Genomic DNA, 25,345 nt, shown 5'->3' with positions numbered 1-25,345 from the left:
GCGAATGAGTAACCGGCAGCGCTACAAAGCCTTTATCAGCTATAGTCACCGCGACCGCCAAGCGGCGGAGTGGCTTCATCGCGCTTTGGAGGCTTTTCGCGCGCCCCCCAGGTTGTCGGCGCGCGGCGACGCCAGTATCGCGCGCGATCTGCGCCCGATTTTTCGCGACCGCGACGAGTTGAGCGCCGCCGCCGACCTCGGCGAGACTATCCGCGACGCCCTCGATCGCTCCGACGCGCTGATCGTGCTCTGTTCGCCGACCGCGGCGGCCTCGCGCTGGGTGGACCAGGAGGTCGCTTATTTCCTGAAGGATCGCGGGCCGAGCGCGGTGGTTTGCGTGATCACCCCCGCGACCCCGGACCAAGCCTCTCTGGTCGACATCTTGCCGTCGGCCCTACGCGCCGCCCTGCCCGAGGACGTCGAGCCGCTGGCCGTCGACCTGCGCCGCGACGCCGATGGCAAGCGGCTGGCCCGGCTGAAGATCGCCGCCCGCCTGCTGGGCGTCAGCCTCGATCAGCTGGTCCAGCGCGACGCCCGCCGCCGCGTGCAGCTGATGGCCGCCTTCACGACCCTGGCCGCCGTCGTCACCCTGGGGATGGGCGCGATGACCGTCGCCACGCTCAAGTCCCGCCAGATCGCCCGCGAGCAGCGCGACGAGACCGAGGCCCTTGTGGCCTACATGCTGGGTGACCTGCGCCAGCAGCTGGAGCCGGTCGGGCGCCTCGACGTGCTGGACGGGGTCAGCGCCAAGGTGCTGGCCTACTACGCCAAGGCCCGCACGGACCGGCTGGACGACAAGGCCCTGGCCCAGCGGGCCAAGGCGCAAACCCTCCTGGGCACGATCCGCGAGCAGCGCGGCGACACCGCCGGCGCGCAGGACGCCTTTGGCCAGGCCGCATCGACCACCCACGCCTTGGTCGAGCGCGACCCCGCCAATGGCGACCGCATCTTCGACGAAGCCCAGAACGTCTTCTGGCTGGCCTATATGGAGTGGCGGCGCGGCGACGTCGTGGCCGCCGAGCGCGGCTTCAAGCATTATGCCGAACTGGCCCGGACGCTGGTGAAGCTCGACCCGAACCGCGCCGACTGGCGGGTCGAGGTCGCCTACGCCAACAACAATCTCGGTACGCTGCTGTTCGAACAGGGACGTCCGGAGGAGGCCCTAGTGGCGTTCCGCGCGGCGCTGGCGATTTTCGACGCCGAGCGCCTGCGCGCGCCGAACGACATGAAGCGCCAGAGGGACACGGCCAATACGCATGCCTGGATCGCCGATTCCCTGCTGATCTTCGGCCGGCCTCGGGAGGCGCTCGCCGAACGCGAAGCGGCGGCCAAACTGCTGGACGAGGCCGTGGCCAAGGCGCCGAACGACCAGCGACTGGCCGCCAAGAGCGTCGCGACCCAGCTGGGCCTGGCGCGGCTGGAGTTGGATGTCGGCCGCGCAACCGAGGCCCGCGCCCGCTCACAGGCCGCCATGCGACGGCTGCGCGAACTGGCGGCGCTGGATCCGACGAACGCCGGCTGGCGGGAATATTTGGTCGTCGGCCAGCTGGACGAGGTCGACCGCGCCATCTGGTCGGACCCGTCGGCGGCGCGCGACGCTCATGCGGCGGCCGCCGCGGCGGTCGCGGCGTTGAGATCCGGCGCCAAGGACGCGAGCTGGCGCACCGACCTCGAGGGGCGGCTGGCGCAGCAGGCGATCCTGCTGGCCCAGCGCGCCGGGGATACGGCCAAGGCGCGCGCGCTGGCGCGACAGCTGGCCAAGGACATTCCCACCGCGCCCGGTCCGCATGACGCGGCGATCGAACGCGCGCGCCTGCGGGGTGTCGCGCAACTGGCGATGGGAGAGCCCGCCCAGGCGGTCTCCACCCTGTCGGCGCATCGCGGATCCTTGCCGCCCTCGAGCCTGGATGTCCTGGCCCGCGCCTATCTGGCGCTGGGCCAGCGCGACAAGGCCGAGGCCATTGTGAACAGCTTAACCAAACAGGGTTATGAACATCCCGCTTTCCTTGCCTTCTGGAGAAAACTCTCTCCTGGGTAGAAGGGTGAACAATAGGGGGATTTGAAATGACCGAACCTGTTCCCGGTAAAGTCGTCGAGCTCGTCATCGGGATGGACGAACGCTACAACTTCATGAACTTCGTCAATCCGCTGCGCCCCACCCGGCTTCAGCTGGACCTGAGCGAGCGCTGCGAGCTCGTCTTCACGCTGAGCGACACCCTGATCCGAGCCGGCTGGAGCTTCCAGTCGCGGCCGATCGAGGTCGCCCGTGATTTCGGGGTCAATTTCTCGAGCTATGTCTGGGTGCCGTATTCGATCGACGGCGGTGACCCGTCGCCGCGCACCCGCTTCAAGATCATCTACGAAGATCAACGGATGGGGACGTACAGCTACACCCTGTACATGACCGACTCGCACGGCCAGAAGATCGACCTCGATCCCGACGTCGACAACGGCACGGGCCACGTTCCCTGATCACGGGCGCGATGTTCGACAAGGACAAGATCGCCGCGCTGATCCAGCGCGGCGAGATCCTTGCGGCCTATGACATCGCCCGCGCCGCTCTGGAGGCGGGCGAGACTTCACGCGATATCGCCTACGCCGCCGTGCTCTGCCTCGCGAGGTCGGGCGCGGCGGATTTCGCGCGGGCCGAATATGTCCGGCTGGGCCTGGATCGGGCCGATGACGATCCCGACGCCGTCGCCCTGGGCGCGCGGCTGCTCAAGGATGTGGCCCTGTCCGCGCGCGGCCGTCGCCGCGGCGCCTTCGCCAGGGCCTCGATCCGCCGCTACGAGGCGCTGTTCCAACGCTTTGGCGGCCTCTACGGCGCGATCAACGCCGCGACCATGACCCTGGTGGCCGACGACGCCGCCGGCGCCCGCGCCCGCGCCGCCGAGGCGCTGCGGATCCCGCCGCCGACCGGGCTGACCGGTGAGGCCGCCTACTACGAAGCCGCCAGCCGGGCCGAGGCGCGGTTCCTGACCGGCGATCTCGAAGCGGCGCGCGCCACGATGGTCGAAGCCCTGGCCCACGCCCCCCAGGCCTTCGCCGCCCACGCCTCGACCCTGCGCCAGCTGGAGATGCTGTGCCGCGAGACCGGCGTCGATCCCGCCTGGCTCGCGCCCTTCCGGCCGCCGGTCTGCGCCCATTTCACCGGCCACATCCTGGGCCCCGCCCGCGACGGCGCTCTGTCCGACCACGCTCTGCGCGGCCAGATCGACCAACTGCTGGCCGAGCAGCGCGTCGGCTTCGGCTATGGCAGCCTGGCGGCGGGGGCCGACATCGTCTTCGCCGAGGCGCTGCTGGCGGCCGGGGCGGAGCTGCACGTCGTCCTGCCGGTCAGCCGCGAGTCCTTCGTCGACGTCTCGGTCGCCCCGTTCGGCGCCGACTGGATCGAGCGTTTCGAACGCTGCATGGCGGGCGCGACCTCGATCCGCCACGCCTCGCCGGATCCCTATCTCGGCGACGAGCAGGTGTTCGCCTATTCCAGCCAGGTCGCCATGGGCTGCGCGGTGCTGCGCGCCCAGACCCTGTCGACCGAGGCGATCCAGCTGGCGGTGTGGGACGGCCACGTGACTGGCGGCCCGGCCGGAGTCTCCTACGACCTCGCCTACTGGGCGCGCAGCGGTCGCCGGCGCGCGATCATCGGGGTCGAGCGCCCGCCGCCGCCCCCAGCCCGATCCATCTCGGACGAACCGCCGAGGCGGGCCATGAAGGCGATGCTGTTCGCCGACGTGAAGGGCTTCGGGGCGCTGCGCGACGACCAGATCCCGGCCTTCATCGAGGCCGTCATGGGCCAGATGGCCCGGACCGTGGAGGGGCTGGCCGCGCCGCCCGCCCATGTCGAGACCTGGGGCGACGGCCTGTTCCTGGTCTTCGACCGTCCGGTGGGCGCGGCCCTGGCGGCCCTGGCCCTGCTGGAGGCCCACAAGGCGCTGGACCTGCGAGCGCTGGGCCTGCCGCGCACCCTGGGCCTGCGGATCGGCGGGCACTACGGACCCGTGCACCTGCGCACCAATCCCCTGACCCGGACCCCGGCGGTGATCGGCGCCCACGTGGTGGTGGCCGCGCGTATCGAGCCCGACGTCGCCCCCGGCTCGGCCTGCGTCAGCGAGGCCCTGGCCGGCGCGCTGGCGACTTTCCACGGGGACAGCGTCCGCTGCGGCTACGTCGGCCGCACCCAGGGTCACAAGGGCTTCCCGGTGACGCCGATCTTCAGCCTGACGCGCGCGCCTTAGTCCCGAAAATCGTTCGGCGCGCATGCCAAACGATTGCACGTCTGGCGGGTTTCGGAGAGCGCTGATCTCCGATTTCGCGTGGGTGTGCAGATCCGCACATCAGAAATCGCCATTTCTCCCCATGGTCTAGCTGTCGACCGCGACGAGCAAGGTCCGGGCGGCTGAACGTCCCCGTGGTCCCCTCGCTGGAGGCTCGCATGACCGACACCGTCCTTTCTCCGCGCTCGCCGTTGGCCGCGTGAACCGACTATGGGGCCCGACCACCCGCCGGTCGGGTCCCGCCTTTTCGACAGCTTTCCCCGGGGGCGCGCTCCGCGCGTGACCGCCCGCTCATCAGGAGCCACGCCATGCTTCTCGACCCGACCCAAACCAGCGACGCCCAGAACGCCGTCCTCAACGCCGTGCCGCCGATCGACGACGCGGCGGCGCGCCTGCTCCGCCATGTCCTGAAGGTCTGGGCGCGCGAGCAGGGCCTGCCGGAATCCGACGTGCCGAACCTGATCGAGGGCGTGCTGCACTATGCGACCACCGGGATCCTCGACGGTCGCTTCGGTCGAACCGGTGCGTAGTCTGAGGCTCTTCGTCGACGGGAGGCCCAGCCTCGCCCTGGCTCGCAGCAGCGTGGCCGGCGGCGCCGATGTGCTGGCCCGCCCGGCGATGGCGAGCGAAACCCTGCCCGCGCTGGAGACCCAGGCCTGGCGCCGCCTGTGCCTGATGGTCGCCGAAGGCCGCCGTCGCACCGCGCCGGCCGCCGACATCGCCCGCGTGACCTGGTTCTCGGATCAGGCGTTGCTGGACGCCTGGATCGAGTTCGCCGCGACGGCCGAGACGTGGGACTCGGCCGTGCGCGGCGACGCCCGGACCCTGGCGGAAGACATCGTCAGCTATGCCAAGGACGTCGCGCCCGAGCTCTATCGCCGCCTGGCGGCCCTGCTCGGTCCGCTGAAGACGCGGCCGCCCTCTCTCGAGGAAGCCAAGGCCTGCCAGGCGATCCTGGAGGCGCTGGCCCGCGCCGCCGAGGCGCGGGCCCGCCGCGCGGGCGCGCTGAGCGGCGCGATGCTCCCGTTGACCAAGGCCGCCGAGCGGTTGGGCAAGGCCTTCGCCCGGCGCGAACGCAACCCGGCTGTCCGGGTCGTGCTGCCGCATGTCCCAGGCATGTGCCTGGCTCATGACGACGACGGCTGGGCCTGCGCGAGCGACATGGCGACGTTCGACAAGCGCCAGTCCTGGATCCTGGAACCCAGCGGCGACGCCTACATGCTGATCAGCGCCGTCGATCCCGATCTGGTCCTGGTCGTCGACCAAGACGAAGACCTGATCCCGATGACGCGGACGCCACCGCCGTTCACCTTCGCGGACCGGGGGCCAAGGCCGCGCGTGATGCGCCGCGACCGGGCGCCGGCTAACGCCGCGCGGTTCTTCGTGTCGGTGTCGTCCGACCTCTATCTGCAGAACGTCAGCTACCAGACCCTGGCCCTGGAATGTCCGGGCGACGGCGGCTGGCGGCACGGCGCGCCGGTGGTCACCACGCTGAAGCGCGGCGGGGCCACGCAGCGCTGGGCGTTCGAGCCGCCGCTACGCTCGCGCCAGGAACTGATCTTCCACGACGTCATAGCCCCGGCGGCCTCGCTGGGCCTTGAGGTCGCCGGGCTGGCGCGGCTGCAGGACGACTGGATCGCGATCGCCGACGACCTGCGCGCGGGCGCGGTTCAAGTTCTGACCTGCGCCGAGCGCGACCAGCCGTTCGCCGCCGCCGGCTCGGTGGTCGACGTCCTGGACGGCTGGCGTCGCCTAGCGGCCGAGGCGCGCAACGCCTCGACCGATCTGGCGGGCTGAGGGAGGACCGGATGCTGGAAACCGTCCTGTCCGGCCTGTTCGACGGCTCGGGTCTCGAGGTCGCCCTTCGGATCGGCGCGATCGTGGCCGGCTTCGCCCTGGGCGTCCGTCTGCTGGCCGTGGGCGGACGCACGGCCGACGAGCACGACCGCATCCTGGTCGACGCCGTGCGCCGCCGGGACTCGGCTCACGAGTCCTGAGGCGCCGCCCCAAAGCGGCGAAAGCGCAGGATCACATCCACGCCTTCCGGGTGCTGGGCCAGGGCCTCCCGAACCATCAGCAACAGGGTCTCGGCCGAGACGTGCAGGTCGACGATCTGGGACGAGTCTTCGTAGACGATATGCGAGTGCGGCTCGGGCACGGTGTCGAAGATGAGGTCGGCGGTCGTGGTCGGCAGACGGCCGATCAGGCCATGGTCGGCGAGGGCCTCCAGATGCCGGGCCATGTCGCCGGCGGTCACCGCCAGACCCGCCTCGGCGGCCAATTCGGAAACCTCCGACAAGCCCAGATGGGTCTCCGGCGACTCTCGCAGCAGCGTCAACAGATGCGCCAGCACGCCCCGGCTGGGCAGGCCGGCGCGGCGCAGCTCTTCCTGAAACACGGCGTCCACGGCGTGTGGCATCCGGCCGTCCTCTCCTGGGCCTCCCTTGGCGGAGCGGACGCGGTCTTGTATCGCCGCGTCCTACTCACGGTTCAGACGGGCGCGACCGAAAGATCGCGCCCGCTATCGATCAAGCCAGGTCGAAGCGATCCGCGTTCATCACCTTGGTCCAGGCGGCCACGAAGGCGGCCACGAAGGTGATGTCGGACTCGGCATAGACCTCGGCCAGGGCCCGCAGCTGCGAGTTGGAGCCGAACACCAGGTCGACCCGGGTGGCGGTCCACTTCGGCGCGCCGGTCTTGCGATCACGGCCCTCGAACAGCGCCTCCTCCTCCGAGGTCGCGGTCCACACCACGCCCATGTCCAGCAGGTTGACGAAGAAGTCGTTGGTCAACGCGCCGGGGCGCTGGGTCAGGACCCCATGCTGCGACTGGTCGGTGTTGGCGTTCAACGCCCGCAGGCCGCCGACCAGGGCCGTCATCTCAGGCGCGGTCAGGGTCAGCAGCTGGGCGCGATCGACCAGCAACTCCTCGGCCGTCAGCGGCGAGTCGGTGTTCAGATAGTTGCGGAAGCCGTCGGCCTTGGGCTCCAGCACCGCGAACGAGGCGATGTCGGTCTGGTCCTGCGCGGCGTCGACCCGACCCGGAGCGAACGGGACCTCGACGTCGAAGCCGGCGTCCTTGGCGGCCTTTTCCACCGCCGCCGAGCCGGCGAGCACGATCAGATCGGCCAGAGAGACGGTATTGGCGAAGCCGCTCCGGATCTCCTCCAGCTTGGCCAGCACCGTGGTCAGCTGGGCCGGCTGGTTGACCGCCCAGTCCTTCTGCGGAGCCAGGCGGATGCGGGCGCCGTTAGCCCCGCCGCGCTTGTCCGAGCCGCGGAAGGTCGAGGCCGAGGCCCAGGCCGTGGCGACCAACTGCGGGACCGACAAGCCCGAGGCCAGCACCTTGGCCTTCAGCGCCGCGATGGCGGCGGCGCCGAGCGGCGGATGGCTGGGATCGGGCAGGGGATCCTGCCACAGCAGTTCTTCCTGCGGGACCAGCGGGCCGAGATAGCGGGCCTTGGGGCCCATGTCGCGGTGGGTCAGCTTGAACCAGGCGCGGGCGAAGGCGTCCTGGAACTGGTCCGGGTTCTCGTGGAAGCGTTTGGCGATCGGACCGTAGTTGGGATCCAGCCGCAGGGCGAGGTCCGTGGTCAGCATCATCGGCGGATGAGTCTTGGACGGGTCGTGGGCGTCGGGCGCCTTCGGGCCGGCGTCCGGATCCTTGGGCGTCCACTGGAAGGCGCCGGCGGGGCTCTTGGTCAGCTCCCATTCGTGGCCGAACAGGGTGTCGAAGAAGCCGTTGTCCCAGGCGATCGGATTGGGCGTCCAGGCGCCTTCCAGGCCGCTGGTGATGGCGTGGATCCCGACGCCGCTGCCGAAGCTGTTCTTCCAGCCCAGGCCCTGCTGGCTAAGACCGCCAGCCTCGGGCTCGACGCCCACCTGGGCCGCGTCGCCCGCGCCGTGCGCCTTGCCGAAAGTGTGGCCGCCGGCGATCAGGGCGACGGTCTCCTCGTCGTTCATGGCCATGCGCGCGAAGGTCTCGCGGATGTCGCGGGCGGCGGCCAGCGGGTCGGGCTTGCCGTTCGGGCCTTCGGGATTGACATAGATTAGGCCCATCTGGACGGCGGCCAGCGGCTTGTCGAGCTCGCGGTCGCCGGTGTAGCGCGCGTCGCCCAGCCAGGTGTCCTCGGCGCCCCAGTGGACGTCCTCTTCCGGCTCCCAGACGTCCTCGCGGCCGAAGCCGAAGCCGAAGGTCTTGAAGCCCATGGTCTCCATGCCGACGTCGGCGGCGAAGATCATCAGGTCGGCCCAGCTGATCTTGCCGCCGTACTTCTGCTTGATCGGCCACAGCAGGCGGCGGGCCTTGTCGAGATTGCCGTTGTCCGGCCAGCTGTTCAGCGGGGCGTAGCGCTGTTGGCCCGCCCCCGCGCCGCCGCGGCCGTCGCCGGTGCGGTAGGTGCCGGCGCTGTGCCAGGCCATCCGCACGAACAGCGGGCCGTAATGGCCGTAGTCGGCCGGCCACCAGTCCTGGCTGTCGGTCAGCAGGGCGACGATGTCCGCGCGCAGGGCCTCGATGTCGAGTGTCTTGACCTGGTCGGCGTAGCGAAAGCCGCTCGGCATCGGGTTCGACAGGGCCGAGTGCTGGTGCAGGATCTTCAGGTTCAGCTGGTTGGGCCACCAGTCACGGTTGGAGCGGCCTCCGAAACTGGTGTGGAACCGGACGCCATGCCGCAGCGGGCATTTGGTGGTCGGCTCGACGAGTTCGCTTCCATCCATGGGTCTTCTCCGGTTCTCGCGCTTGAACGCCGGCGGAGTTTGCCTCCAACTTGACGATAAATAGAAGCAGCAAGCTTCAATGGCCGTGATAGGCTGAACCTATGAACCTTCGTGATCTCCGCTATCTGCTGGCCTTGGCCGAACACGAGCATTTCGGGCGGGCCGCCAAGGCCTGCGGCGTCAGCCAGCCCACCCTGTCGGTGCAGATCCGCAAGCTGGAGGATCTGATGGGCGTCGCCTTGTTCGAGCGGAGCAGCAAGACCGCCGCCCCGACCAGCGCCTGCCTGCAACTGATCGACCACGCCCGCGCGGCGGTGACCTCGGCCGAGGCCCTCCTGTCGGCGGCCCGCGCCATGCGCGACCCGCTGGCGGGACGCTTCCGGCTGGGCATCATCCCGACCCTGGCGCCGTACCTGCTGCCGCTGGTGTTCGCGCCGCTGCGCGAGGCCCTGCCGGCCTTGGAGCTGGAGCCCTGGGAGGACCAGACCGTCGCGCTGCTGGAGCGCCTGCGCGCCCACGAACTGGACGCCGCCCTGCTGGCCACCGAGACGCCGGGCCCGGATCTCGTCAGCCGGCCGTTGTTCGCCGAGCCGTTCCTGGCCGCCCTGCCGCCCGAGCATCCGCTGGCGGACCGTGCGGTGATCGCCGAGGCGGACCTGGCGTCGGACATCCTGGTGCTGTCGGACGGCCACTGCCTGCGCGACCAGACGATCGAGGCCTGCGGGACCGAGGCGGCGGCCAGCGGCGCGCTGCGGGCCGCCAGCCTGCCGACCCTGCTGAACATGGTGGCCGCCGGCTACGGCACGACCCTGATCCCCGGTCTGGCGGCCGGGGCGGCGCAGGACGCCGGCATCGTGCTGCGGCCGCTCGCCGCTCGGGCGGGTCGGACGGTGCGCATCGCCTGGCGCGCCCACTTCCCCCGCGCGCCGGTGGTCGAAGCGGTCGGCGAGGTGATCGCCACGCGCCTGCGCGGCTTCGCCGAGGGCGCGGCGACGGGGACGGTATAGGAATTCCGTTGCCGCGCTGTAAGGTTGAGTCGATGATGCGGCTCGAGGATCGGGGCGCGGGCTTCAAGGACGGGCGTGAGGGTATCTGACAAAGCGTCCGGCGGCGCGGTCGAGCAGGCGCACCAGCGCCTGGCGCACGACGCCAGCTTTCAGTTCGACCGCGCGATGGTCGTCCCGCCCAAGACCCCCGACTGGCTGATCTGGCTGGGCAAGGCGCTGCGGGTCGTGGCTCCCTTTCTAAAGTATGTGTTCTGGGCCGGGCTGGCGATCCTGGCCCTGCTGATCCTCTACGCCATCGCCCGCGAGATCCTGCGGCTGCGCAGGCCCGCCGCCCGGCCCGAGGGGCCGCGCCTGACCGCCGATCCGCCCTGGCGGCCGGACGCCGGCGAGGCTCGCGACCTGCTGGCCGCCGCCGATCGGCTGGCGGGCGAAGGACTGTTCCTGGAGGCCGCCCACCTGCTGTTGTTGCGCAGCGTCGAGGACATCCAGAAGCATCGGCCCAGGGCCCTGCGCGTCTCGCTGACCGCGCGCGAGATCGCCGTGCTGCCGGCCCTGCCCGAGGCCGCGCGGCCCGGCTTTGCCAGCATCGCCCGCGTCGTCGAGCGCGGCCTGTTCGGCGGCCGGCCAGTCGATGGCGACGACTTCGCCGCCTGCCGCGCCGCCTACGAGGCCTTCGCCCTGCCGGAGGGCTGGGGCCGATGAGCGCCAAGTCCGGGGGAAATGGCGGCTTCTCGCCGATGACCATGGTCGTGCTGGTGCTGGTCGGAGTGATCAGCATCGCGGGCCTGGGCGTGTTGTCGGCCTATGCGCCGGAGCTGAAGAAGGGCGACGACGGCGGGCCGCACGCCCTGTCGCGCTCGTCGGTCGGCTACGCGGCCCTGGTGCGCCTGCTGCAGGGGGCGGGCGAGCCGGTGCTGACCAGTCGGGGAAACCTGCCGACGGCCGCCGAGGGCGGCTTGATCGTGCTGACTCCGGCCGTCGGTCTGTCGCCGGCCGATCTCGGCGCGTTCGACGACAACGGCCCGGTGCTGGTCGTGCTGCCCAAGTGGCGGGCCGTTCCCGATCCGCGCCATCGCGGCTGGGTCAGGACCCTCGACGTCGAGGCCGAGCAGGGGGCCTTGAGCGTCTTGCCGGAGGCGCTGCGCAAGGGCCTGGTCCTAAAGACCGGCGCCGGCGAGCACGCGGTGCGGCTGTCGCGGCCCACCGGCCAGGCGATGGGTGGCCGGGTGCGGATCCGGTCGCCACGCACCCTGGCCGGTCCCGGCTGGACGCCGGTGCTGCTGAACGAGACGGGCCAGCCGGTGCTGGTCATGCACGCCAAGACCCAGACCTACGTCTTGGCCGATCCGGACTTCCTGAACACCCAGGGCCTGAAAACCCTGGACGGCGCCCGAACCGCCGTGGCGATCCTGGGCCTGATCCGCGCGCCGGACACGCCGGTGATCTTCGACCTCACTTTGCACGGCTTCAAGCGCACCCGCAGCCTGATCCGCCTGGCCGTGGAGCCGCCGCTGCTGGGCGCGACCCTGGTGCTGGTCGCCCTGGGCCTCCTGGCCGGCGGTCAGGCGGCGGTGCGCTTCGGCCCCGCCCGGCCGACCCGCCGGGCCGTGGCCCTGGGCAAGACCGCCCTGGCCGACAACACCGCCGGCCTGATCCGCCTGGCCCGGCGCGAGCATCGCATGGCCCCGCTCTATGCCGGCCTGATCCGGACCTCGGCGGCGCGGGCGATCGGCGCGCCGCGCGGGCTGGAGGGCCAGGCCCTCGACGACTTCCTCGACCGCGCCAGCACGACCGTCGGCGCGGCCCATACCTATTCGGCGCTCGCCGACCGCGCGCGGGACGCCAGCGCGTCCGACCTGATGCGGGTGGCGCGCGACCTTCATGCTTGGAAACAGGAGCTGATCCGTGGACGCCCATAAAGTCGACGTCGCCGAGGTGGGGGCGCTGGCCGCCAGGATCCGCGCCGAGATTGGCAAGGCCGTGATCGGCCAGGACGAGGCGGTCAACCTCTTGCTGGTCGCCCTGTTCGCCGGCGGCCACGTGCTGCTGGAAGGCCCGCCCGGCACCGCCAAGACACTGCTTGCCCAGAGCTTCGCGCGTAGCGTCGCCCTGGACTACGGCCGCATCCAGTTCACGCCGGACCTGATGCCCGGCGACGTGATCGGGGCCAACCTGTTCAACTTCCAGACCTCGACCTTCACCCTGACGCGCGGGCCGGTGTTCTGCGAGCTGCTGCTGGCCGACGAGATCAACCGCACGCCGCCCAAGACCCAAGCCGCCCTGCTGGAGGCCATGCAGGAGCGCCACGTCACCATCGATGGGATCTCGCACCCGCTGAGCCCGCGCTTCACCGTGGTGGCGACCCAGAACCCGATCGAGCAGCAGGGCACCTATCCGCTGCCCGAGGCCCAGCTGGACCGCTTCCTGTTCAAGCACGTGCTGGACTATCCGACCCCGGAGCAGGAGCGGGCGATCATCGTCGGCCACGGCGCGCGCTCGGGCCAGATGGACCCGGCGGCGTTCGGCGTCACGGCGGTGCTGGAGCGGGCGGCGATCGACGCGGCGGTCGCGACCGTCGCCCAGGTGCGGCTGACCGACGAGGTGGTCGGCTACATCGTCGACCTGGTCAGGGCCACGCGCGAATCCACCGACATCGAGACCGGCGCCTCGCCGCGCGCCGGGGCCATGCTGGCGGTCGCCGCCCGCGCCGCCGCCGCGCTTGACGGCCGCGACTATGTCGTGCCGGACGACGTCAAGAGCTTGGCCATTCCGGCGCTGCGCCACCGGCTGGTGCTGTCGGCCGCCGCCGAGATCGAGGGCCGCAAGGTCGATCTGGTTCTCAAGGGCCTGGTCGAGCGGGTGGCGGCGCCCCGGTGATCTATCCCACGCGCCGCGCGGTGCTCGCCGCCGCCGCCGGCCTGCCGGTGGCGCTAATCGTCGGCGTGCTGACGCCGGCCGGCTGGCTGGCGGGGCCGGCCTGGATCGCGGCGGTCGCCTTGGCCCTGGCCCTGGACGCCCTGTCCGGCGGCTCGCGCGGCAAGCTGAGCCTGGACGCGCCCGAGCGGCCGTTCCTCTCGGTGGCGCGGACGGCGGAGGCGGGGTTCACCGCGCGCTTCGCCGGCCGCGCGCCGGCGCGGGCCGAGGCGGCGCTGGAGGCCGATCCGCGTCTGGGCCTGGCCTCGCCGTTCGCCCGGGGCGAGGTCGAGGACGGCGCGGCGACCTTCGGCTTCCCCCTGACGCCTGAGCGGCGCGGGGACGGCCGGCTGAGCCGGCTGTGGGTCCGCTGGACCGGGCCGCTGGGGCTGGCCTGGAAGCAGAAGGTCTTCGCGCTCGACCTCGACGCCTCGGTCGGGACCGACGTGCGCGGCGTGCGCGAGGAAGCCGTGAAGATGCTGGCCCGCGACGCCCTGATCGGCGCTAAGTCGCAGGTCGATCGCGGCGAGGGCTCGGAGTTCGAGTCCCTGGGCGAGTTCCGGCCCGGCATGGACCGCCGCGCCATCGACTGGAAGCAGTCGGCCCGCCACGCCCACCTGCTGGCCAAGGAGTTCCGCACCGAGCGCAACCACCACGTGGTCCTGGCCATGGACTGTGGCCGGGCCATGTGCGAGCCGGTCGGCGGGGCGCCGCGCATCGACCGGGCCATCAATGCCGGCCTGCTGCTGGCCTATGCCTGCCTGCGCTCCGGCGACCGCGCCGGCTTCTTCGCATTCGACTCCGCGCCGCGCCTGCTGACCGGCGTGGTCGGCGGCGCCGACGCCTTCCGCCAGCTGCAGCACGCGGCGGGCAGGATCGACTACTCGACCGAGGAGACCAACTACACCCTGGCCCTGACCACCCTGGCCACCAAGCTGGGGCGGCGCTCGCTGGTGGTGGTTTTCACCGACTTCACGGACCCGACGGCCGCCGAGCTGATGATCGAGGCTTCGGCGCGGTTGATGAAGCGGCATCTCGTGCTGTTCGTGATCATGCAGGACGAGGAGCTGGAGGACATGGTCGCCGCCGAGCCGGCCGCGCCGGCCGACGTCTCGCGCGCCGTGGTCGCCGCCGGCCTGCTGCGCGAGCGCGACACGGTGGTGGCCCGCCTGCGCCGCCTGGGCGCGCACATCGTCGAGGCCCCGGCGGCCCGGATCGGCCCGGCCCTGATCAACGCCTATGTCGACCTCAAGCGGAGGGAGCTGCTGTGATCGACCTCAAGATCGACCCGCGCTTGAAAAGCCAGCGCTTCCGCCAGGCGCGCGAGGAGGACTGGCGGCGGCTGGAACGGCTGATCGGCAAGGTCGAGAAGGGCGGAGTCGCTGACCTGTCCGACGAGGACATCCTGGCCGCGCCGGTGCTGTACCGCTCGGCCCTGTCGGCCCTGTCGGTGGCCCGCGCCACCTCGCTGGACCGGGGTTTGATCGACTATCTGGAGACCCTCTGCGCGCGGGCCTATTTTTTCGTCTACGGCTCGCGCGAGACGCTGCGCGGACAGCTGGCCGGCTTCTTCCGCCAGGCCTGGCCCGAGGCGGTCAGGGGGCTGTGGCGCGAGACCCTGGCCAGCTTCGCCCTGATGGCCGCCGGCGCCCTGATCGCCGCTTGGCTGGTGAGCCACGAGAGCGACTGGTATTACGCCTTCATGCCGAAGGCGATGGCCGGCGGGCGCGACCCGGCCGCCTCGACCCAGGCCCTGCGCGACACCCTGTTCAGCGGCGGCAAGGACGGGCTGTCGTTCTTCGCGACCTTTCTGTTCACCCACAACGCCCAGATCGCCATCCTGGCCTTCGCGCTGGGCTTCGCCCTATGCCTGCCGACGGCGGCCCTGGTGCTCTACAACGGCGCGACCTTGGGCGCGTTCTTCACCCTGTTCGCCAGCCGAGGCCTGGGCGTCGAGGCCGGCGGCTGGCTGCTGATCCACGGGGTCACCGAGCTGTTCGCGGTGATCCTGAGCGGGGCGGCGGGCCTGCGGATCGGCTGGGCGGTGGCGTTTCCGGGCGAGGCGCGGCGGCTGGACGCCATCGCCCAGGCCGGACGCCAAGCGGCCACGGTCATGGGCGGGGTGGTGGTCATGCTGTTCCTGGCCGGCCTGTTGGAGGGCTTTGGTCGCCAGCTGATCACCCTGACCCCGGCGCGCTACGCGGTGGCGGCCGCCACGGCGGTCATGTGGGGCGCATATTTCTACGGAAGCCATTTCGTCGGGACACGCGGAGCGCGCCACGATGGCTAAGGCCGCCGCCGTTCCGCCCGACGCGAAGATGACCCGCGCTTTCGTCACGCCCGAAGGCGTCGACCTGCGGCTGGAGCTGGGCGACGCGGGCCAGCGCGCGGGCGCCTTCCTGCTGGACGCGGTGTTCATCGTCGGCGCGCTGCTGGCCGTCTCGCTGGCGGTGCTGCTGCTGGGCCTGGGCGCACTGGGGGCCATGGGCCTGAAGGGCGCGGAGATCATGGCGGTGATCTGGCTGCTGGGCTTCTTCCTGCTGCGCAACTTCTACTTCGTCGGCTTCGAGCTGTCGGCCGCCGCCGCGACGCCCGGCAAGCGGATCATGGGCCTGCGGGTCGCCGCCCGCGATGGCGGCCGGCTGCGGCCCGGCGCGATCTTCGCCCGCAACGCCATGCGCGAGCTGGAGGTTTTCCTGCCGATCAGCATCCTGTTCGCCCCGACCGGCGACGGCGGGGTCGAGAGCTGGATGTACCTGCTGGGCTTCGCCTGGGCGGCGATCTTCGCGCTGTTCCCGCTGTTCAACGCCGACCGGCTGCGGGTCGGCGACCTGGTCGGCGGCACTTGGGTGGTGCGTACGCCCAAGCGGACCCTGACCCGCGACATGGCCGACGAAGGCGCCCAGCGCCTGACCCGCTATGCGTTCAGCGTCGAGCAGATGGACGCCTACGGGGCCAAGGAACTGCACGTGCTGGAGGACGTCCTGCGCCAGCGCGACCGCCGCACCGTGCGGGCCGTGGCCGAGCGCATCGCCGGCAAGATCGGCTGGGCCCGGGCGGCGGACGAGGACGACTACGACTTCCTCAGCGCTTACTACGCGGCCCTGCGCAAGCGGCTGGAGGCGCGGCTGCTGATGGGCGTGCGCCGCCGCGACAAGCACGACGTCTAGCGACCGCCCTCAGTCGAAGACGGCCGCCATCTGCTCGGGCGGGACGCCTTCCTTGGTGGTGCGCAGCTCGTAGTAGATCGAGGCCACGCCCGCCGCGACCAGAACGCCCTGAGCGCCGTTGACCAGCGCCGACAGGAAGGTCGAGATCAGGACCATGGGCGTGACGACGTCCAGGGCGCCGCTCGGCGTCGCGCCGCGCAGCGTGCTGAAGCCCGCTGCGGCGCTGACGCCGCCGATCACCGCCCCGACGATCATGCTGAGAACCATGTAGACCAGGAACAGCCCGACGATGGACCAGCGGTGGCCCCGGGTGAGGTCGCGACTGCGTTGCAGGCTCTCGAAGATCCCGCGCTTCTCGACGATGAGGCTGGGGGTCGTGACGGACCACATCACGCTGAGGATGACGCCGGGCACGACGAGCAGCAGCAGGCCGATCATCACGCCCAACCCTTGGATGATCCCCAGTCCCAGCAGCGGAAGCGCGAAGCGTAGCGCCACGCTCAGAGAATCGCCGAATCCCACCGCGCGACCGTTCATGCGGGCGATGACGGTGTGGACCACCAACGCCTGCAGGATCAGACTGCCGAAGGTCGCGACGATCGTTCCGGCCACGAGGCCGACGGAGAAGAAATCGCCAGCCAGCCGCGACTTCAGGCTGACGACCGTGCCGACGAAGATGGGCGTGGAGACCAGGACCAGGGCGCTCAAGGCGAACAGCCCGAGGTTCTGACCCACGACCTTGAAGGTCCGTTGCACCACGCGGCCGAAATCGAACGAGCCGCCGACGGCGTCCAAGGTCGTCATTTGTGTCCACTCACCCCAGGATTGAGGCGAGCTTAGAGGGCCGCCTGTCGAGCCGCAACGGGCTTCAGCCTTTCTTCTTGCGCGAGGCGCCGATCTCTTCGGCGGTCAGCTTGCGCACCGCGGTCACCGGATAGCGGCGCAGGCCGACGATGTCGCCGGGCACCACGATCTCGGCGTCGTATCCCTCGCAGACCCAGGACCGTCCGCGCGAGTCGATGCCGATGCGCAGCGACCAGTCGATGTCGGGCGACGGCGCGAACAGGGTCAGGCGGTAGACGTTTTTCGGGGTGATGGTGACGTCGACGGTCTGGTCGTCAATGACCGTGAAGCCGTTGACGTCCTCGGTCCGGAAACAGGACCGTTCGGGCTTCGGCGCGCCGGCCGCCGGGGCGGGTCCGGCGACGAGCAGGGCGCAAAGCGCGGCGGATCCGATCAGGAAACGCATGTCAGTTCTCTCCAGTTGGCGCCCGCCAGCGGCATCCTCGCGCTGGGGCGACGAAGCCGCAAGGGACCTCTTGGAACTCGAAGTCGGATCCCTACCTTCAAGGCGCTCGCGGATGGCGAGCGGCCACTTGGAATGGAGAGCACTATGCGTAGCGTGTTCGTAGTCTCCCCCTTCGATGGGGGCTGGTGTCTAAAGATCGCCGACACCGGAGAAGTCCTGTTCTTCGACACCGGAGGCCAGGCCGAGCGCCGGGCGCGGGCCATGGCCGAGGAGGCCCGGAGCCTAGGCCGCCCCGCCGAGGTCTGGGTGCACGACCGCGCCGGCCGGCTGGTCGGTCGCTGGGTCGACGATCACTATGTCATCGAGCAGGCGGTCGAGGCCGCCTAGGGCCCTCGCGAGGGCGGGACATCGACGGTCTCGCCTTCCAGGGCGGTGGCGCGCATCGAGGGCCGCTGGGCGAAGGCGTCGTACCAGGCGGTCAGGCGCGGGCAGGTGGCGCGGAAGTCGTGAATGTCCCGGAACTCCAGCCAGCTCAGCGCCGTGGCGGCGGCGACCTCGGCCAGGCCGGGCGTCTCGCGGGGCGTGAAGCGCGCCTCCAGAAAGGCGCAGCCGGCCGCGACCTTGGCCAGATGGCCCTCGGCCAGCGGCGGATAGCGCAGCGCGGGCGGACGGCGGATGGTCTCCCAGCGCACCAGGATCCCGGCCTCGGACAGGCCGTCGGCCACGGCTTGCAGCCGCAGGGCGGCGATGCGCTCGGCCGGGTCGGTCGGGATCAGCGGCGGGCCGGCGCGCAGGCCGTCCAGGTACTGGCAGATCACGCCGGAATCGAAGATCGCCTCCCCGGCGTCGGTGATCAGCACCGGCACCTTGCCCAGCGGGTTGAGCGCGAAGACCTCGTCGTTGCGGGCCGTGGGGCTGGTCTCGTGGTGGACGACCTCGATACGGTCGGCGAGGCCCGCCTCGTGGGCGAAGACCAGGGCCTTGCGGGCGAACGGCGAGTGGGTCTGGTAGAGGAGCTTCACGACAGGGGTCCTTCGGTCAGGAAGATCAGGGGCCGGGCCTCGGCCCGAGGGGCGGCGGCCAGATAGGCGGCGAAGCCGGCCGCGCCCGACGGCGTGGTGGCCAGGCCGGCGAAGGCCAGGTGATCGGCGGCGGTGCGGGCGGCGGCGTCGCTGACGCTGGCGTAGTCGACGTCGCAGCTGGCCAGGATCGCGTGGGCCAGGGTCGATGGGGCCTTGCAGTCCAGCCGGCCCATCACCGAGTCCGGGCCCTCGACCCGCGTCGGCCGGCCAGCGCGGGCGCTGGCGGCCAGGCACGGGGCGGCGTCGGGCTCGACGACGACGATGCGCGGCTGCTGGCGCCAGGTGGCGCGGATCATGTGGGCGATGGCGCCGGCCAACCCGCCGACCCCCGCCTGCAGATAGACCTCGGTCGGCCAGCGGCCCGAGACCTCGAACACCGCCCGCAGTTCCTCGGCGATGATCGTATAGCCCTCCATGACCAGGGCCGGCGGCCGGACGTGGTCGTGGTCGGCGGTGTCGGACAGCAGGATCGCGCCGGTCGCCGCCGCATCGGCTTGGGCGTCCAGAAGACTGTCGTCATAGCGGCCGTCGCTGATCACCACCTCGGCCCCCGCCCCCGCCAGGCGCTCGACGAACACCGAGGGCGTCGCGCGGGAGAGGTGGATCCGGGCCTTGGCCCCGAACAGCCGCGCCCCCGTGGCCACCGCGAAGCCGTGGTTGCCGGCGCTGGCGCAGACGAAGGTGGGAGTGGCGTTCGGATCCTCGCGGCGGATCTCGGCCAGCAGCACCGCCACGGCGTGGATGCCGCCCACGGCCTTGAAGGCTCCCAGCCCCATCCGGTCGCGCTCGTCCTTGACCAGCACGGCGGGGCCCGTCGGCTGGACCAGTGTACGCAGCGGCGTGGCGGCGAAGCCGGGCAGGCCGCCAAGGGTCCGCAGCGGCGCGCGGGGATCGGGGCGGAAGGTCTGGGTGTCGATCATGCCGCAAGGCTAGCGAAGATCGATGCGCTGTTTATCTCGCTCGCTACGACTTGATCGACTAAGTTTCCCGAAATCGAACTTCAATGTGAGTGAAACCGATCATGGCTGTCTCGACGCTGGACCAGGCCGACCGCATCCTGCTGGACCAGCTGCAGCGGGACGCCACCCAGGGCATCGACGCCCTGGCCCACGCCTGCGGCCTGTCGGTCGCCTCGGTGCAGCGGCGATTGAGGCGGCTGCGCGCGGCGGGCGTGATCGAGCGCGAGGCGGCGGTGCTGGACCCGGCGGCCTTGGGCTATCCCATGACCTTCGTGATCATGGTCGAGCTGGAGCGGGAGCGGCGCGAGCAGCTGGCCGCCTTCCGCGCCGCGATCCGTGACGAGCCGCAGGTGCAGCAGGCCTATTACGTGACCGGCGAGAGCGACTTCGCCCTGGTCTGCCTGGCCAGGGACATGGCCGACTTCGAGGCCCTGACCCACCGGCTGTTCTTCGAGAACGGCAATGTTCGGCGCTTTCGGACCTCGGTGGTGATGGAGCGGACCAAGGTCGGCCTGACCGCGCCGGTGGACGTGGAGACCTAGCCGCCCGCGATCAGAGGGTCCTCAGGAACCGGTTGGCGAAGAACAGACCCACGAGGCCCAGGCCGCAGGCGACATAGGCGCCGCCCGCCAGGAACTGGCCCCACGCGATGTCCAGCTTGGCGAACGACTTCACCAGCAGCAGCGAGATGCTGCCGATATAGCCGAACGAGTCGGCCACGTAGATCAGGAACCCGGCCGTCCCGACCCTGCCGGTGGCGGCGATCATCCGGTCGAACAGCATGGCGTTGAACGGCGTGTAGCCCATGTAGAGCCCGGCCCCGGCCAGCACCATCCACCAGACCGGCGGCAGCACATGCAGCTGGTAGGCCAGGGTGGAGACGCCGAGCAGCGCAAAGCCCAGGGCCACGAAGCCAATGTTGAAGGCGACGGCCTTGCGGTTGTCCTTGACCCCCATCAGGGCGGCTAGGCCGACCAGCACGATGGCCGCCACCGGCAGCTCCGACAGGGTGAAGATCGAGGCGGCGTTCTTGAAGCCCAGCTCGGTCCAGATCTCGGCCGAGAAGTTGTCGCGGAAGTCGCGCAGGGCGGTCAGGATCACATAGACGGCGATCAGCAGGATCAGGGCCGGGGCGTGGGCGGCGAACAGGGCTGCGCGGTCCTTCGCGCTCATCGGCGCGCGGCGCACCCGCTCGGCCTCGTCTTGTGGCGTGGGCGGCGGCAGCTGGGCCAGGGCGATCACGGCGACCAGCATCAGCGGCGCGAAGATCAGGCCCGACACGAAGGGCATCCAGCGCTCGTCGACATGGGCCAGTAGCAGCATCTTGCCGACCGACTTGGCGACGCCCGACGACAGGATGAAGCTGGCGCACAGCATGGCCCCCAGCACCTCGGTCAGGCGGCGGCCTTCCAGGAAGCCGAACACCAGGCCCCAGATCATCCCCAGGCACAGACCGTTCAGGTACATGGCCATCGGGCCGATCACGGTGGGCAGGACGCCGAACAGCAGCAGCGCCATCTCCGCCCCGAAGATCAGCGTCAGGATCATCATCGCCCGCCGGCCGGGCTGCATCTCGGAGATCACCTTGACCCCGATGAACTTGGCCGTGGCGTAGCCGGCGACCTGGGCGATCACCAGGGCGATCTTGAAGTCGACGGCGAACGGCCAACCGTCCGGATGGGCGAAGGCGGCGGCCGTGAACGGCTTGCGATAGCCGAACATGGCGAAATAGACGGCGAACGAGGACAGGCCCCCGTAGAGCGCGAACAGCCAGGGCGGGGCCGTGGTCAGGAATCGGGTGACCGGGCTCTTCGGAGCGGCTGCGTCCATGCTGGTTTCGTCTTCCGTCCCGTTGCCAGCCTCCAGCTAGCCCGCTTCGTTCGGCGGGGGCAATCGGAACCGGGATCAGGCGACGGCCGCGCCGCCGCCTGACAGGTTTCAGAGCCGTCTTAGTTGATCGCGAACTTGATCGGGATGCGGACCTTGCCGCCCGCGGTCGGCTTGCCGTCCAGGGTGGCGGGCTTCATCTGGAAGATGGGAGCCAGCTGCAACGCCGCTTGGCCGAAGCCAGCCTGTTCCGGGCCCTCCCGCAGCACGGAGCAGCCGCTCAGGCGGCCCTCGACGGTCACGCCACAATCCAGAACCGCCATGCCCTCGAGCTTGGCCTTGGCCGCCTCGGCAGGATAGTAGCGCGCCATGTCCTGACCGGTCGGCTTCGCGGCCCAGTCCGGGGCGATCACATAGCCGGCGGGCGCGGGATTGGCGGCCCAGACCGCGCCGGCGCCGGCCAGGCCGATGGCGCCGACCAGAACCAGGCCGACCCTGCGCCGCAAGGGCGTCGTGGAGACAGGTTTCAGCATCATCAATCGCTCCTTCAGGGGATGGACGCCGGTCGCCGGCCAGTGGCAGCCGAACGGCGCGGAAAAAGGGGTCAGGGCGGCGCCGAGCAGGAGCTCGGCATAGAGGCGCTGGTCGTCGGGGCGGCGCGCCAGCACGGCGGCGTCGCAGGCGATTTCCTGGTCGATGCGCAGTCGGCGAGCGCCGATGTGGACCAGCGGGTTGAACCAGGCCAGGCACCGCAGGACGACGACCAACCCATTGATCGCCGCATCGCCGCGCCGCAGGTGGACGGTCTCGTGCGCCAGCACCAGGCCGCGCGCAGGGCCGGGGAAACGCTCGTCGAAATCGGCCGGCACGACGATCCGGGGCCGCAGGGCGCCCAGCAGCATCGGGCCCGCGCCGCGATGCTGGCCGCGCAGCACTCTCGGGTCGTCCGTCGAGGGCGTCAGCCGGCCCAGCGAACGGACGAACCGGGCCTGGCGCGAAGCGAAGCCGCCGGCCGCGACGAGGACGCCGATCGCCCACAGGGCCACGAGCGCCGTCGCCAGGTCCGGGGTCCGCTTGAGCGATGCGGCGATATGGGGCCCGCTCGCGACCAGTCGCACCAGGGGCGCGACACTCGCGGGCGGCGCATAGGCGGGCAGCACGCTGGCCGCCAGGCACAGGGGCGCGGCCAGCCACAGGGCATAGGCCGCCAGCGGGCCGAACGTCCGCCGCACCGGGCGGCGCAGGCACAGGATCAGGACGATCGCGCCGGCCAGGGCCAGTTCACCGCGCGCCAGGATCGGCAGGATCGCCGCGCTCATTTGCCCATCTTCTCGATCAGGGCCTTCAGCTCGGCGATGTCCTCGTCGCTGAGCGTCTCGGTCTCGGAGAAGTGGGTGACCAGCGGCGCCAGGCGGCCGCCGAACAGGCGGTCCAGCAGGCCTTGGCTCTCGGTCCCGACATAGGCCTGGCGCGAAACCAGCGGCGAATAGAGATAGCGACGGCCATCGGCCTGGGCGGCGACGGCCTTCTTCTTGACGAGGCGGCTGATCAGCACCTTGACCGTGCCCTCGGTCCAGCCCTGCGGCGCGCCGACCTCGGCGATGATCGCCTCCGAGGTCAAAGGGCTGCGCCGCCACAGCGCCTCCATCACCACGCTTTCCGCCGAACTGATCTTCATGGCCGCCTCTCGATGACAAGTGTCAACGAGTCGACGTTGACACTTGTCATCGGTGTGGTCAACCGGCGTTCGCCGAGAAGCGCCAGCGACACAAGGCGGTGGGCCGGGTCGGCGAGGCGAGCCCCCGCGGGCCTATTTGACCGTGACGACGACCTTGCCCCGGGCGCGCCCGGAGTCGAGATAGGCCATGGCTTCGTTCAGCGCGTCGAAGCGGAAGGTGCGGTCGATCACCGGCTTGATGGCCCCCGCCTCGATCAGCGCGGTGATCTGGTCGAGCTGACGCCCGTCGGCGCGCATGAACAGGAAGGCGTAGCTTACGCGCGCCGCCTTGGCCTTCGCGCGTATGCCGCGGCTCAGCAAGCCCATGACCAGGCGCAGGACGCCGTCGAGCCCAGCCTCCTTGGCGAACCGCGGATCGGGCGGACCCGAGATCGAGATCAGCTTGCCGCCGGGCTTGAGGACGCCGAGCGACTTTTCGAGCGTCTGGCCATCGAGGCTGTTGAGGGCGACATCGTAGCCGGACAGCACCTTCTCGAAAGCCTCGCGCTTGTAGTCGACCGCGACGTCGGCCCCCAGGCTCTTGACCAGCCCGAGATTGGCCGTGCTCGTGGTGGTGGCGACCGTGGCGCCGAGGTGCTTGGCCAATTGAATGGCGAAGGTCCCGACGCCCCCCGAGCCGGCGTGGATCAGGACCTTCTGGCCCTTCTGGAGCTGAGCGCGCTCGACCAGCGTCTGCCACGCGGTCAGGCCGATCAGCGGGATTGAAGCCGCCTCCGCCATGCTGAGAGTCTTGGGCTTCAGCGCCGCGTCCGCCTGGTCGATGGCGATGAACTCGGCGAACGTTCCGATGCGGCCGTCGCGCGGGCGGGCATAGATCTCGTCGCCCACCTTGAAGGCGTGAACCTTGGACCCGACGCGCACGACGGTCCCGGCCACATCGTGGCCCAGGATGAACGGCGGGCGATAGGGCAGGATCGGCTTGAACGCGCCGTCGCGGATCTTGGAATCGAGAACATTGAGCGCGGCCGCATGCACCTCGACGAGCACGTCGTTGTCGCCGGGTTCGGGCAGGGGCGCATCGCCCAGCCGCAAGGCGCCCTTCTTGCCGTATCGATCGAGAAAATAGGCTTTCATGGCGGTCCGTTTCTCCAGCCCCGTCCACGGGTGCGGTCGGCGCGAGGTCTCGGCGCGCACAACCGTCGCCGATATTCATGATGATTATCATGATTGTTGCCAAATATGATCGCCATCATGTAAGTGTCAACAGGGCGTACGGAGGTTTTTTGGATGAAGGTCAGCCGCGATCAGATGCAGGCCAACCGCGTCCGGATCCTGGAGTCCGCCAGCCGGCTGTTCCGCGAGAAAGGTTTCGAGGCGGTCAGCGTGGCCGAGGTCATGAAGGCCGCCGGTCTCACGCACGGCGGCTTCTACGGTCATTTCGAGTCGAAGGACGACCTGATCGCCCAGGCGGTCGCGCATATCTTCGCCGCCTCGGAAGGCGGTGGGCCGGGCGGGCTGGCGGCCTATCTGGACGCCTATCTCTCTCCCGAGCACCGCGACGGCGTGGGAGCGGGGTGCCCGACGGCGGCGCTGGTTTCGGACATCCGCCGCCAGACGCCCGCGGCGCGGGCGGCGATGGCGGAGGGCTTCAAGTCCCAGATCGACCACGTTGCCGCGGCGCTGGGCGACACGGGCGGCGATTCACGGCGGCGGGCCATCGGAACCTGGGCGTCCATGGTCGGCGCCGTGGTCCTGGCCAGGGCCATCGAGGATCCTGGGCTGGCCAAGGAAATTCTCGATGAGACGCGGGCCTGGATCGACGACGGGACGCGCCCAAACAAAAACGCCCCCCGCTGAGCGGGGGGCGTCTTGGTGTTCGTCGATCGAGGAACCGCTTAGGCGGCCTTGACCAGCGACTTGGTCAGGATGCCGATGGCGGCTTCGCGGTCGATGCGCTCGATGGCGGCGACTTCGCGGGCCATGCGGTCTAGGGCCGATTCATACAGCTGGCGTTCCGAATAGGACTGTTCCGGCTGGTTCTCGGCGCGGTGCAGGTCGCGGACCACCTCGGCGATCGAGATCAGGTCGCCCGAGTTGATCTTGGCTTCGTATTCCTGGGCGCGGCGCGACCACATGGTGCGCTTCACGCGGGCGCGGCCCTTCAGGGTGGTGAGGGCCTGGTTGACGACATTGCCTTCCGCCAGCGGGCGCAGACCGGCCGTCTTGGCCTTCTTGGTCGGGACGCGGAGCGTCATTTTTTCATGGTCGAAGGTGATGACGTAGACTTCGAGCGACATTCCGGCCACTTCCTGGGTCTCGACCGCTTGAATGGTGCCAACGCCGTGCGCGGGGTAAACGACGTGGTCGCTGACCGAGAATTCCAGACCGCTCTTGCTCATGTTCGTCCTCATCAATGCGGACCCGCCAGGTCCGAACACAGTCTTAACTTCCAAGCCAAAGGCGACAGG

The 25,345-nt window shown here is 70.5% G+C and carries 27 protein-coding genes; 16 read left to right on the top strand and 11 right to left on the bottom strand.

Features of this window, described 5'->3' with window-relative positions; genetic code table 11:
* Positions 1-4: 4 nt before the first annotated feature.
* The 6 genes from ABIC66_RS00795 (at position 5) to ABIC66_RS00770 (ending at position 6,271) form a co-directional block, all read left to right on the top strand.
* The gene (locus tag ABIC66_RS00795) at positions 5-2,038 is read left to right on the top strand and encodes a TIR domain-containing protein (protein ID WP_354067336.1); all 2,034 of its coding nucleotides are present in this window, start codon (positions 5-7) and stop codon (positions 2,036-2,038) included.
* A gap of 26 nt (positions 2,039-2,064) precedes the next feature.
* Positions 2,065-2,472, top strand: a complete 408-nt coding sequence (locus tag ABIC66_RS00790; protein WP_354067335.1) for a hypothetical protein — start codon at positions 2,065-2,067, stop codon at positions 2,470-2,472.
* Positions 2,473-2,483: 11 nt separating this feature from the next.
* Complete coding sequence (locus ABIC66_RS00785; RefSeq protein WP_354067334.1) at positions 2,484-4,235, top strand: tetratricopeptide repeat-containing protein; 1,752 nt, start codon at positions 2,484-2,486, stop codon at positions 4,233-4,235.
* A 347-nt stretch (positions 4,236-4,582) separates the two neighbouring features.
* Positions 4,583-4,804: a hypothetical protein gene (locus tag ABIC66_RS00780; protein WP_354067333.1), complete on the top strand. Its 222-nt coding sequence runs from the start codon at positions 4,583-4,585 to the stop codon at positions 4,802-4,804.
* Positions 4,797-6,071, top strand: coding sequence for a hypothetical protein (locus tag ABIC66_RS00775; RefSeq protein ID WP_354067332.1), 1,275 nt, complete (start codon positions 4,797-4,799; stop codon positions 6,069-6,071). Before ABIC66_RS00780 ends, ABIC66_RS00775 begins: the two co-directional genes overlap by 8 nt.
* Positions 6,072-6,082: 11 nt before the next feature.
* Positions 6,083-6,271: a hypothetical protein gene (locus tag ABIC66_RS00770; protein WP_354067331.1), complete on the top strand. Its 189-nt coding sequence runs from the start codon at positions 6,083-6,085 to the stop codon at positions 6,269-6,271.
* Here ABIC66_RS00770 and ABIC66_RS00765 read toward each other — a convergent pair.
* Together ABIC66_RS00765 and katG are read right to left on the bottom strand one after the other, a co-directional pair.
* Positions 6,259-6,693, bottom strand: coding sequence for a transcriptional repressor (locus ABIC66_RS00765; protein WP_354067330.1), 435 nt, complete (start codon positions 6,691-6,693; stop codon positions 6,259-6,261). The two genes, ABIC66_RS00770 and ABIC66_RS00765, sit on opposite strands and share 13 nt — an antisense overlap.
* 109 nt (positions 6,694-6,802) lie before the next feature.
* A complete protein-coding gene (gene katG / locus ABIC66_RS00760) occupies positions 6,803-8,992 on the bottom strand; it encodes a catalase/peroxidase HPI (RefSeq protein ID WP_354067329.1) in 2,190 nt (729 codons plus the stop codon).
* Between the two features lie 101 nt (positions 8,993-9,093).
* On the opposite strand from katG, the gene ABIC66_RS00755 reads away from it, so the two are divergent.
* The 7 genes from ABIC66_RS00755 to ABIC66_RS00725 all read left to right on the top strand — a co-directional run bounded on the left by ABIC66_RS00755 (position 9,094) and on the right by ABIC66_RS00725 (position 16,082).
* Positions 9,094-9,999, top strand: coding sequence for a LysR substrate-binding domain-containing protein (locus ABIC66_RS00755; protein ID WP_354067327.1), 906 nt, complete (start codon positions 9,094-9,096; stop codon positions 9,997-9,999).
* A gap of 75 nt (positions 10,000-10,074) precedes the next feature.
* On the top strand, positions 10,075-10,701 hold the full coding sequence (locus tag ABIC66_RS00750; protein ID WP_354067326.1) for a DUF4129 domain-containing protein: 627 nt from the start codon (positions 10,075-10,077) through the stop codon (positions 10,699-10,701).
* Positions 10,698-11,918: a DUF4350 domain-containing protein gene (locus ABIC66_RS00745; RefSeq protein WP_354067325.1), complete on the top strand. Its 1,221-nt coding sequence runs from the start codon at positions 10,698-10,700 to the stop codon at positions 11,916-11,918. The genes ABIC66_RS00750 and ABIC66_RS00745 overlap by 4 nt, the downstream gene beginning before the upstream one ends.
* Positions 11,905-12,876 carry an AAA family ATPase gene (locus tag ABIC66_RS00740; RefSeq protein WP_354067324.1) on the top strand — a complete coding sequence of 324 codons (972 nt, stop codon included), beginning with the start codon at positions 11,905-11,907 and terminating at the stop codon, positions 12,874-12,876. Before ABIC66_RS00745 ends, ABIC66_RS00740 begins: the two co-directional genes overlap by 14 nt.
* Complete coding sequence (locus ABIC66_RS00735) at positions 12,873-14,183, top strand: DUF58 domain-containing protein (RefSeq protein ID WP_354067322.1); 1,311 nt, start codon at positions 12,873-12,875, stop codon at positions 14,181-14,183. Before ABIC66_RS00740 ends, ABIC66_RS00735 begins: the two co-directional genes overlap by 4 nt.
* Entirely contained in the window at positions 14,180-15,202 is a 1,023-nt protein-coding gene (locus ABIC66_RS00730; protein ID WP_354067321.1) for a stage II sporulation protein M, read from the top strand. The genes ABIC66_RS00735 and ABIC66_RS00730 overlap by 4 nt, the downstream gene beginning before the upstream one ends.
* Positions 15,195-16,082 carry an RDD family protein gene (locus ABIC66_RS00725; RefSeq protein WP_354067320.1) on the top strand — a complete coding sequence of 296 codons (888 nt, stop codon included), beginning with the start codon at positions 15,195-15,197 and terminating at the stop codon, positions 16,080-16,082. The genes ABIC66_RS00730 and ABIC66_RS00725 overlap by 8 nt, the downstream gene beginning before the upstream one ends.
* A 9-nt stretch (positions 16,083-16,091) precedes the next feature.
* Here ABIC66_RS00725 and ABIC66_RS00720 read toward each other — a convergent pair whose 3' ends face one another.
* A complete protein-coding gene (locus tag ABIC66_RS00720) occupies positions 16,092-16,886 on the bottom strand; it encodes a DUF7847 domain-containing protein (RefSeq protein ID WP_354067319.1) in 795 nt (264 codons plus the stop codon).
* Positions 16,887-16,950: 64 nt separating this feature from the next.
* Positions 16,951-17,331, bottom strand: coding sequence for a DUF6491 family protein (locus ABIC66_RS00715; RefSeq protein ID WP_354067318.1), 381 nt, complete (start codon positions 17,329-17,331; stop codon positions 16,951-16,953).
* A 144-nt stretch (positions 17,332-17,475) separates the two neighbouring features.
* Between ABIC66_RS00715 and ABIC66_RS00710 the strand changes: the two genes are divergently transcribed.
* Entirely contained in the window at positions 17,476-17,718 is a 243-nt protein-coding gene (locus tag ABIC66_RS00710) for a DUF2188 domain-containing protein (protein ID WP_354067316.1), read from the top strand.
* Here ABIC66_RS00710 and ABIC66_RS00705 read toward each other — a convergent pair.
* Both ABIC66_RS00705 and ABIC66_RS00700 read right to left on the bottom strand, forming a co-directional pair.
* Positions 17,715-18,353 carry a glutathione S-transferase family protein gene (locus ABIC66_RS00705; RefSeq protein WP_354067314.1) on the bottom strand — a complete coding sequence of 213 codons (639 nt, stop codon included), beginning with the start codon at positions 18,351-18,353 and terminating at the stop codon, positions 17,715-17,717. The genes ABIC66_RS00710 and ABIC66_RS00705 overlap by 4 nt on opposite strands.
* The gene (locus ABIC66_RS00700) at positions 18,350-19,333 is read right to left on the bottom strand and encodes a pyridoxal-phosphate dependent enzyme (RefSeq protein WP_354067312.1); all 984 of its coding nucleotides are present in this window, start codon (positions 19,331-19,333) and stop codon (positions 18,350-18,352) included. The genes ABIC66_RS00705 and ABIC66_RS00700 overlap by 4 nt, the downstream gene beginning before the upstream one ends.
* Positions 19,334-19,434: 101 nt before the next feature.
* Between ABIC66_RS00700 and ABIC66_RS00695 the strand changes: the two genes are divergently transcribed.
* Complete coding sequence (locus ABIC66_RS00695) at positions 19,435-19,914, top strand: Lrp/AsnC family transcriptional regulator (RefSeq protein ID WP_354067311.1); 480 nt, start codon at positions 19,435-19,437, stop codon at positions 19,912-19,914.
* A gap of 10 nt (positions 19,915-19,924) precedes the next feature.
* Here the strand turns inward: ABIC66_RS00695 and ABIC66_RS00690 are convergent, their stop codons facing one another.
* The 4 genes from ABIC66_RS00690 to ABIC66_RS00675 all read right to left on the bottom strand — a co-directional run bounded on the left by ABIC66_RS00690 (position 19,925) and on the right by ABIC66_RS00675 (position 24,011).
* Entirely contained in the window at positions 19,925-21,202 is a 1,278-nt protein-coding gene (locus tag ABIC66_RS00690) for a DUF5690 family protein (RefSeq protein ID WP_354067310.1), read from the bottom strand.
* Between the two features lie 119 nt (positions 21,203-21,321).
* Complete coding sequence (locus ABIC66_RS00685) at positions 21,322-22,518, bottom strand: TonB family protein (RefSeq protein ID WP_354067308.1); 1,197 nt, start codon at positions 22,516-22,518, stop codon at positions 21,322-21,324.
* Positions 22,515-22,877 (bottom strand): BlaI/MecI/CopY family transcriptional regulator, encoded by a 363-nt coding sequence (locus tag ABIC66_RS00680; protein WP_354067306.1) that lies wholly within the window; start codon positions 22,875-22,877, stop codon positions 22,515-22,517. The genes ABIC66_RS00685 and ABIC66_RS00680 overlap by 4 nt, the downstream gene beginning before the upstream one ends.
* 132 nt (positions 22,878-23,009) lie before the next feature.
* Positions 23,010-24,011, bottom strand: coding sequence for an NADP-dependent oxidoreductase (locus ABIC66_RS00675; RefSeq protein ID WP_354067304.1), 1,002 nt, complete (start codon positions 24,009-24,011; stop codon positions 23,010-23,012).
* A gap of 153 nt (positions 24,012-24,164) precedes the next feature.
* Here ABIC66_RS00675 and ABIC66_RS00670 point away from each other — a divergent pair, with 153 nt between their 5' ends.
* The gene (locus tag ABIC66_RS00670) at positions 24,165-24,734 is read left to right on the top strand and encodes a TetR/AcrR family transcriptional regulator (RefSeq protein WP_354067303.1); all 570 of its coding nucleotides are present in this window, start codon (positions 24,165-24,167) and stop codon (positions 24,732-24,734) included.
* A 38-nt stretch (positions 24,735-24,772) separates the two neighbouring features.
* Here the strand turns inward: ABIC66_RS00670 and ABIC66_RS00665 are convergent, their stop codons facing one another.
* On the bottom strand, positions 24,773-25,276 hold the full coding sequence (locus ABIC66_RS00665) for a CarD family transcriptional regulator (protein ID WP_047408402.1): 504 nt from the start codon (positions 25,274-25,276) through the stop codon (positions 24,773-24,775).
* Positions 25,277-25,345: the final 69 nt, after the last annotated feature.

Origin of the sequence: Caulobacter sp. 1776 (assembly GCF_040545685.1) — a bacterium.
GTDB lineage: Bacteria > Pseudomonadota > Alphaproteobacteria > Caulobacterales > Caulobacteraceae > Caulobacter.
This window is presented reverse-complemented; position numbering and strand designations above follow the sequence as displayed.

Bases quoted from the DNA above. Each gene is read 5' to 3' on its own strand.
- ABIC66_RS00795 (WP_354067336.1), top strand. From the start codon at position 5: ATGAGTAACCGGCAGCGCTACAAAGCCTTTATCAGCTATAGTCACCGC.
- ABIC66_RS00790 (WP_354067335.1), top strand. From the start codon at position 2,065: ATGACCGAACCTGTTCCCGGTAAAGTCGTCGAGCTCGTCATCGGGATG.
- ABIC66_RS00785 (WP_354067334.1), top strand. From the start codon at position 2,484: ATGTTCGACAAGGACAAGATCGCCGCGCTGATCCAGCGCGGCGAGATC.
- ABIC66_RS00780 (WP_354067333.1), top strand. From the start codon at position 4,583: ATGCTTCTCGACCCGACCCAAACCAGCGACGCCCAGAACGCCGTCCTC.
- ABIC66_RS00770 (WP_354067331.1), top strand. From the start codon at position 6,083: ATGCTGGAAACCGTCCTGTCCGGCCTGTTCGACGGCTCGGGTCTCGAG.
- ABIC66_RS00765 (WP_354067330.1), bottom strand. From the start codon at position 6,693: ATGCCACACGCCGTGGACGCCGTGTTTCAGGAAGAGCTGCGCCGCGCC.
- katG (WP_354067329.1), bottom strand. From the start codon at position 8,992: ATGGATGGAAGCGAACTCGTCGAGCCGACCACCAAATGCCCGCTGCGG.
- ABIC66_RS00755 (WP_354067327.1), top strand. From the start codon at position 9,094: ATGAACCTTCGTGATCTCCGCTATCTGCTGGCCTTGGCCGAACACGAG.
- ABIC66_RS00745 (WP_354067325.1), top strand. From the start codon at position 10,698: ATGAGCGCCAAGTCCGGGGGAAATGGCGGCTTCTCGCCGATGACCATG.
- ABIC66_RS00725 (WP_354067320.1), top strand. From the start codon at position 15,195: ATGGCTAAGGCCGCCGCCGTTCCGCCCGACGCGAAGATGACCCGCGCT.
- ABIC66_RS00720 (WP_354067319.1), bottom strand. From the start codon at position 16,886: ATGACGACCTTGGACGCCGTCGGCGGCTCGTTCGATTTCGGCCGCGTG.
- ABIC66_RS00715 (WP_354067318.1), bottom strand. From the start codon at position 17,331: ATGCGTTTCCTGATCGGATCCGCCGCGCTTTGCGCCCTGCTCGTCGCC.
- ABIC66_RS00710 (WP_354067316.1), top strand. From the start codon at position 17,476: ATGCGTAGCGTGTTCGTAGTCTCCCCCTTCGATGGGGGCTGGTGTCTA.
- ABIC66_RS00700 (WP_354067312.1), bottom strand. From the start codon at position 19,333: ATGATCGACACCCAGACCTTCCGCCCCGATCCCCGCGCGCCGCTGCGG.
- ABIC66_RS00695 (WP_354067311.1), top strand. From the start codon at position 19,435: ATGGCTGTCTCGACGCTGGACCAGGCCGACCGCATCCTGCTGGACCAG.
- ABIC66_RS00690 (WP_354067310.1), bottom strand. From the start codon at position 21,202: ATGGACGCAGCCGCTCCGAAGAGCCCGGTCACCCGATTCCTGACCACG.
- ABIC66_RS00685 (WP_354067308.1), bottom strand. From the start codon at position 22,518: ATGAGCGCGGCGATCCTGCCGATCCTGGCGCGCGGTGAACTGGCCCTG.
- ABIC66_RS00680 (WP_354067306.1), bottom strand. From the start codon at position 22,877: ATGAAGATCAGTTCGGCGGAAAGCGTGGTGATGGAGGCGCTGTGGCGG.
- ABIC66_RS00675 (WP_354067304.1), bottom strand. From the start codon at position 24,011: ATGAAAGCCTATTTTCTCGATCGATACGGCAAGAAGGGCGCCTTGCGG.
- ABIC66_RS00670 (WP_354067303.1), top strand. From the start codon at position 24,165: ATGAAGGTCAGCCGCGATCAGATGCAGGCCAACCGCGTCCGGATCCTG.
- ABIC66_RS00665 (WP_047408402.1), bottom strand. From the start codon at position 25,276: ATGAGCAAGAGCGGTCTGGAATTCTCGGTCAGCGACCACGTCGTTTAC.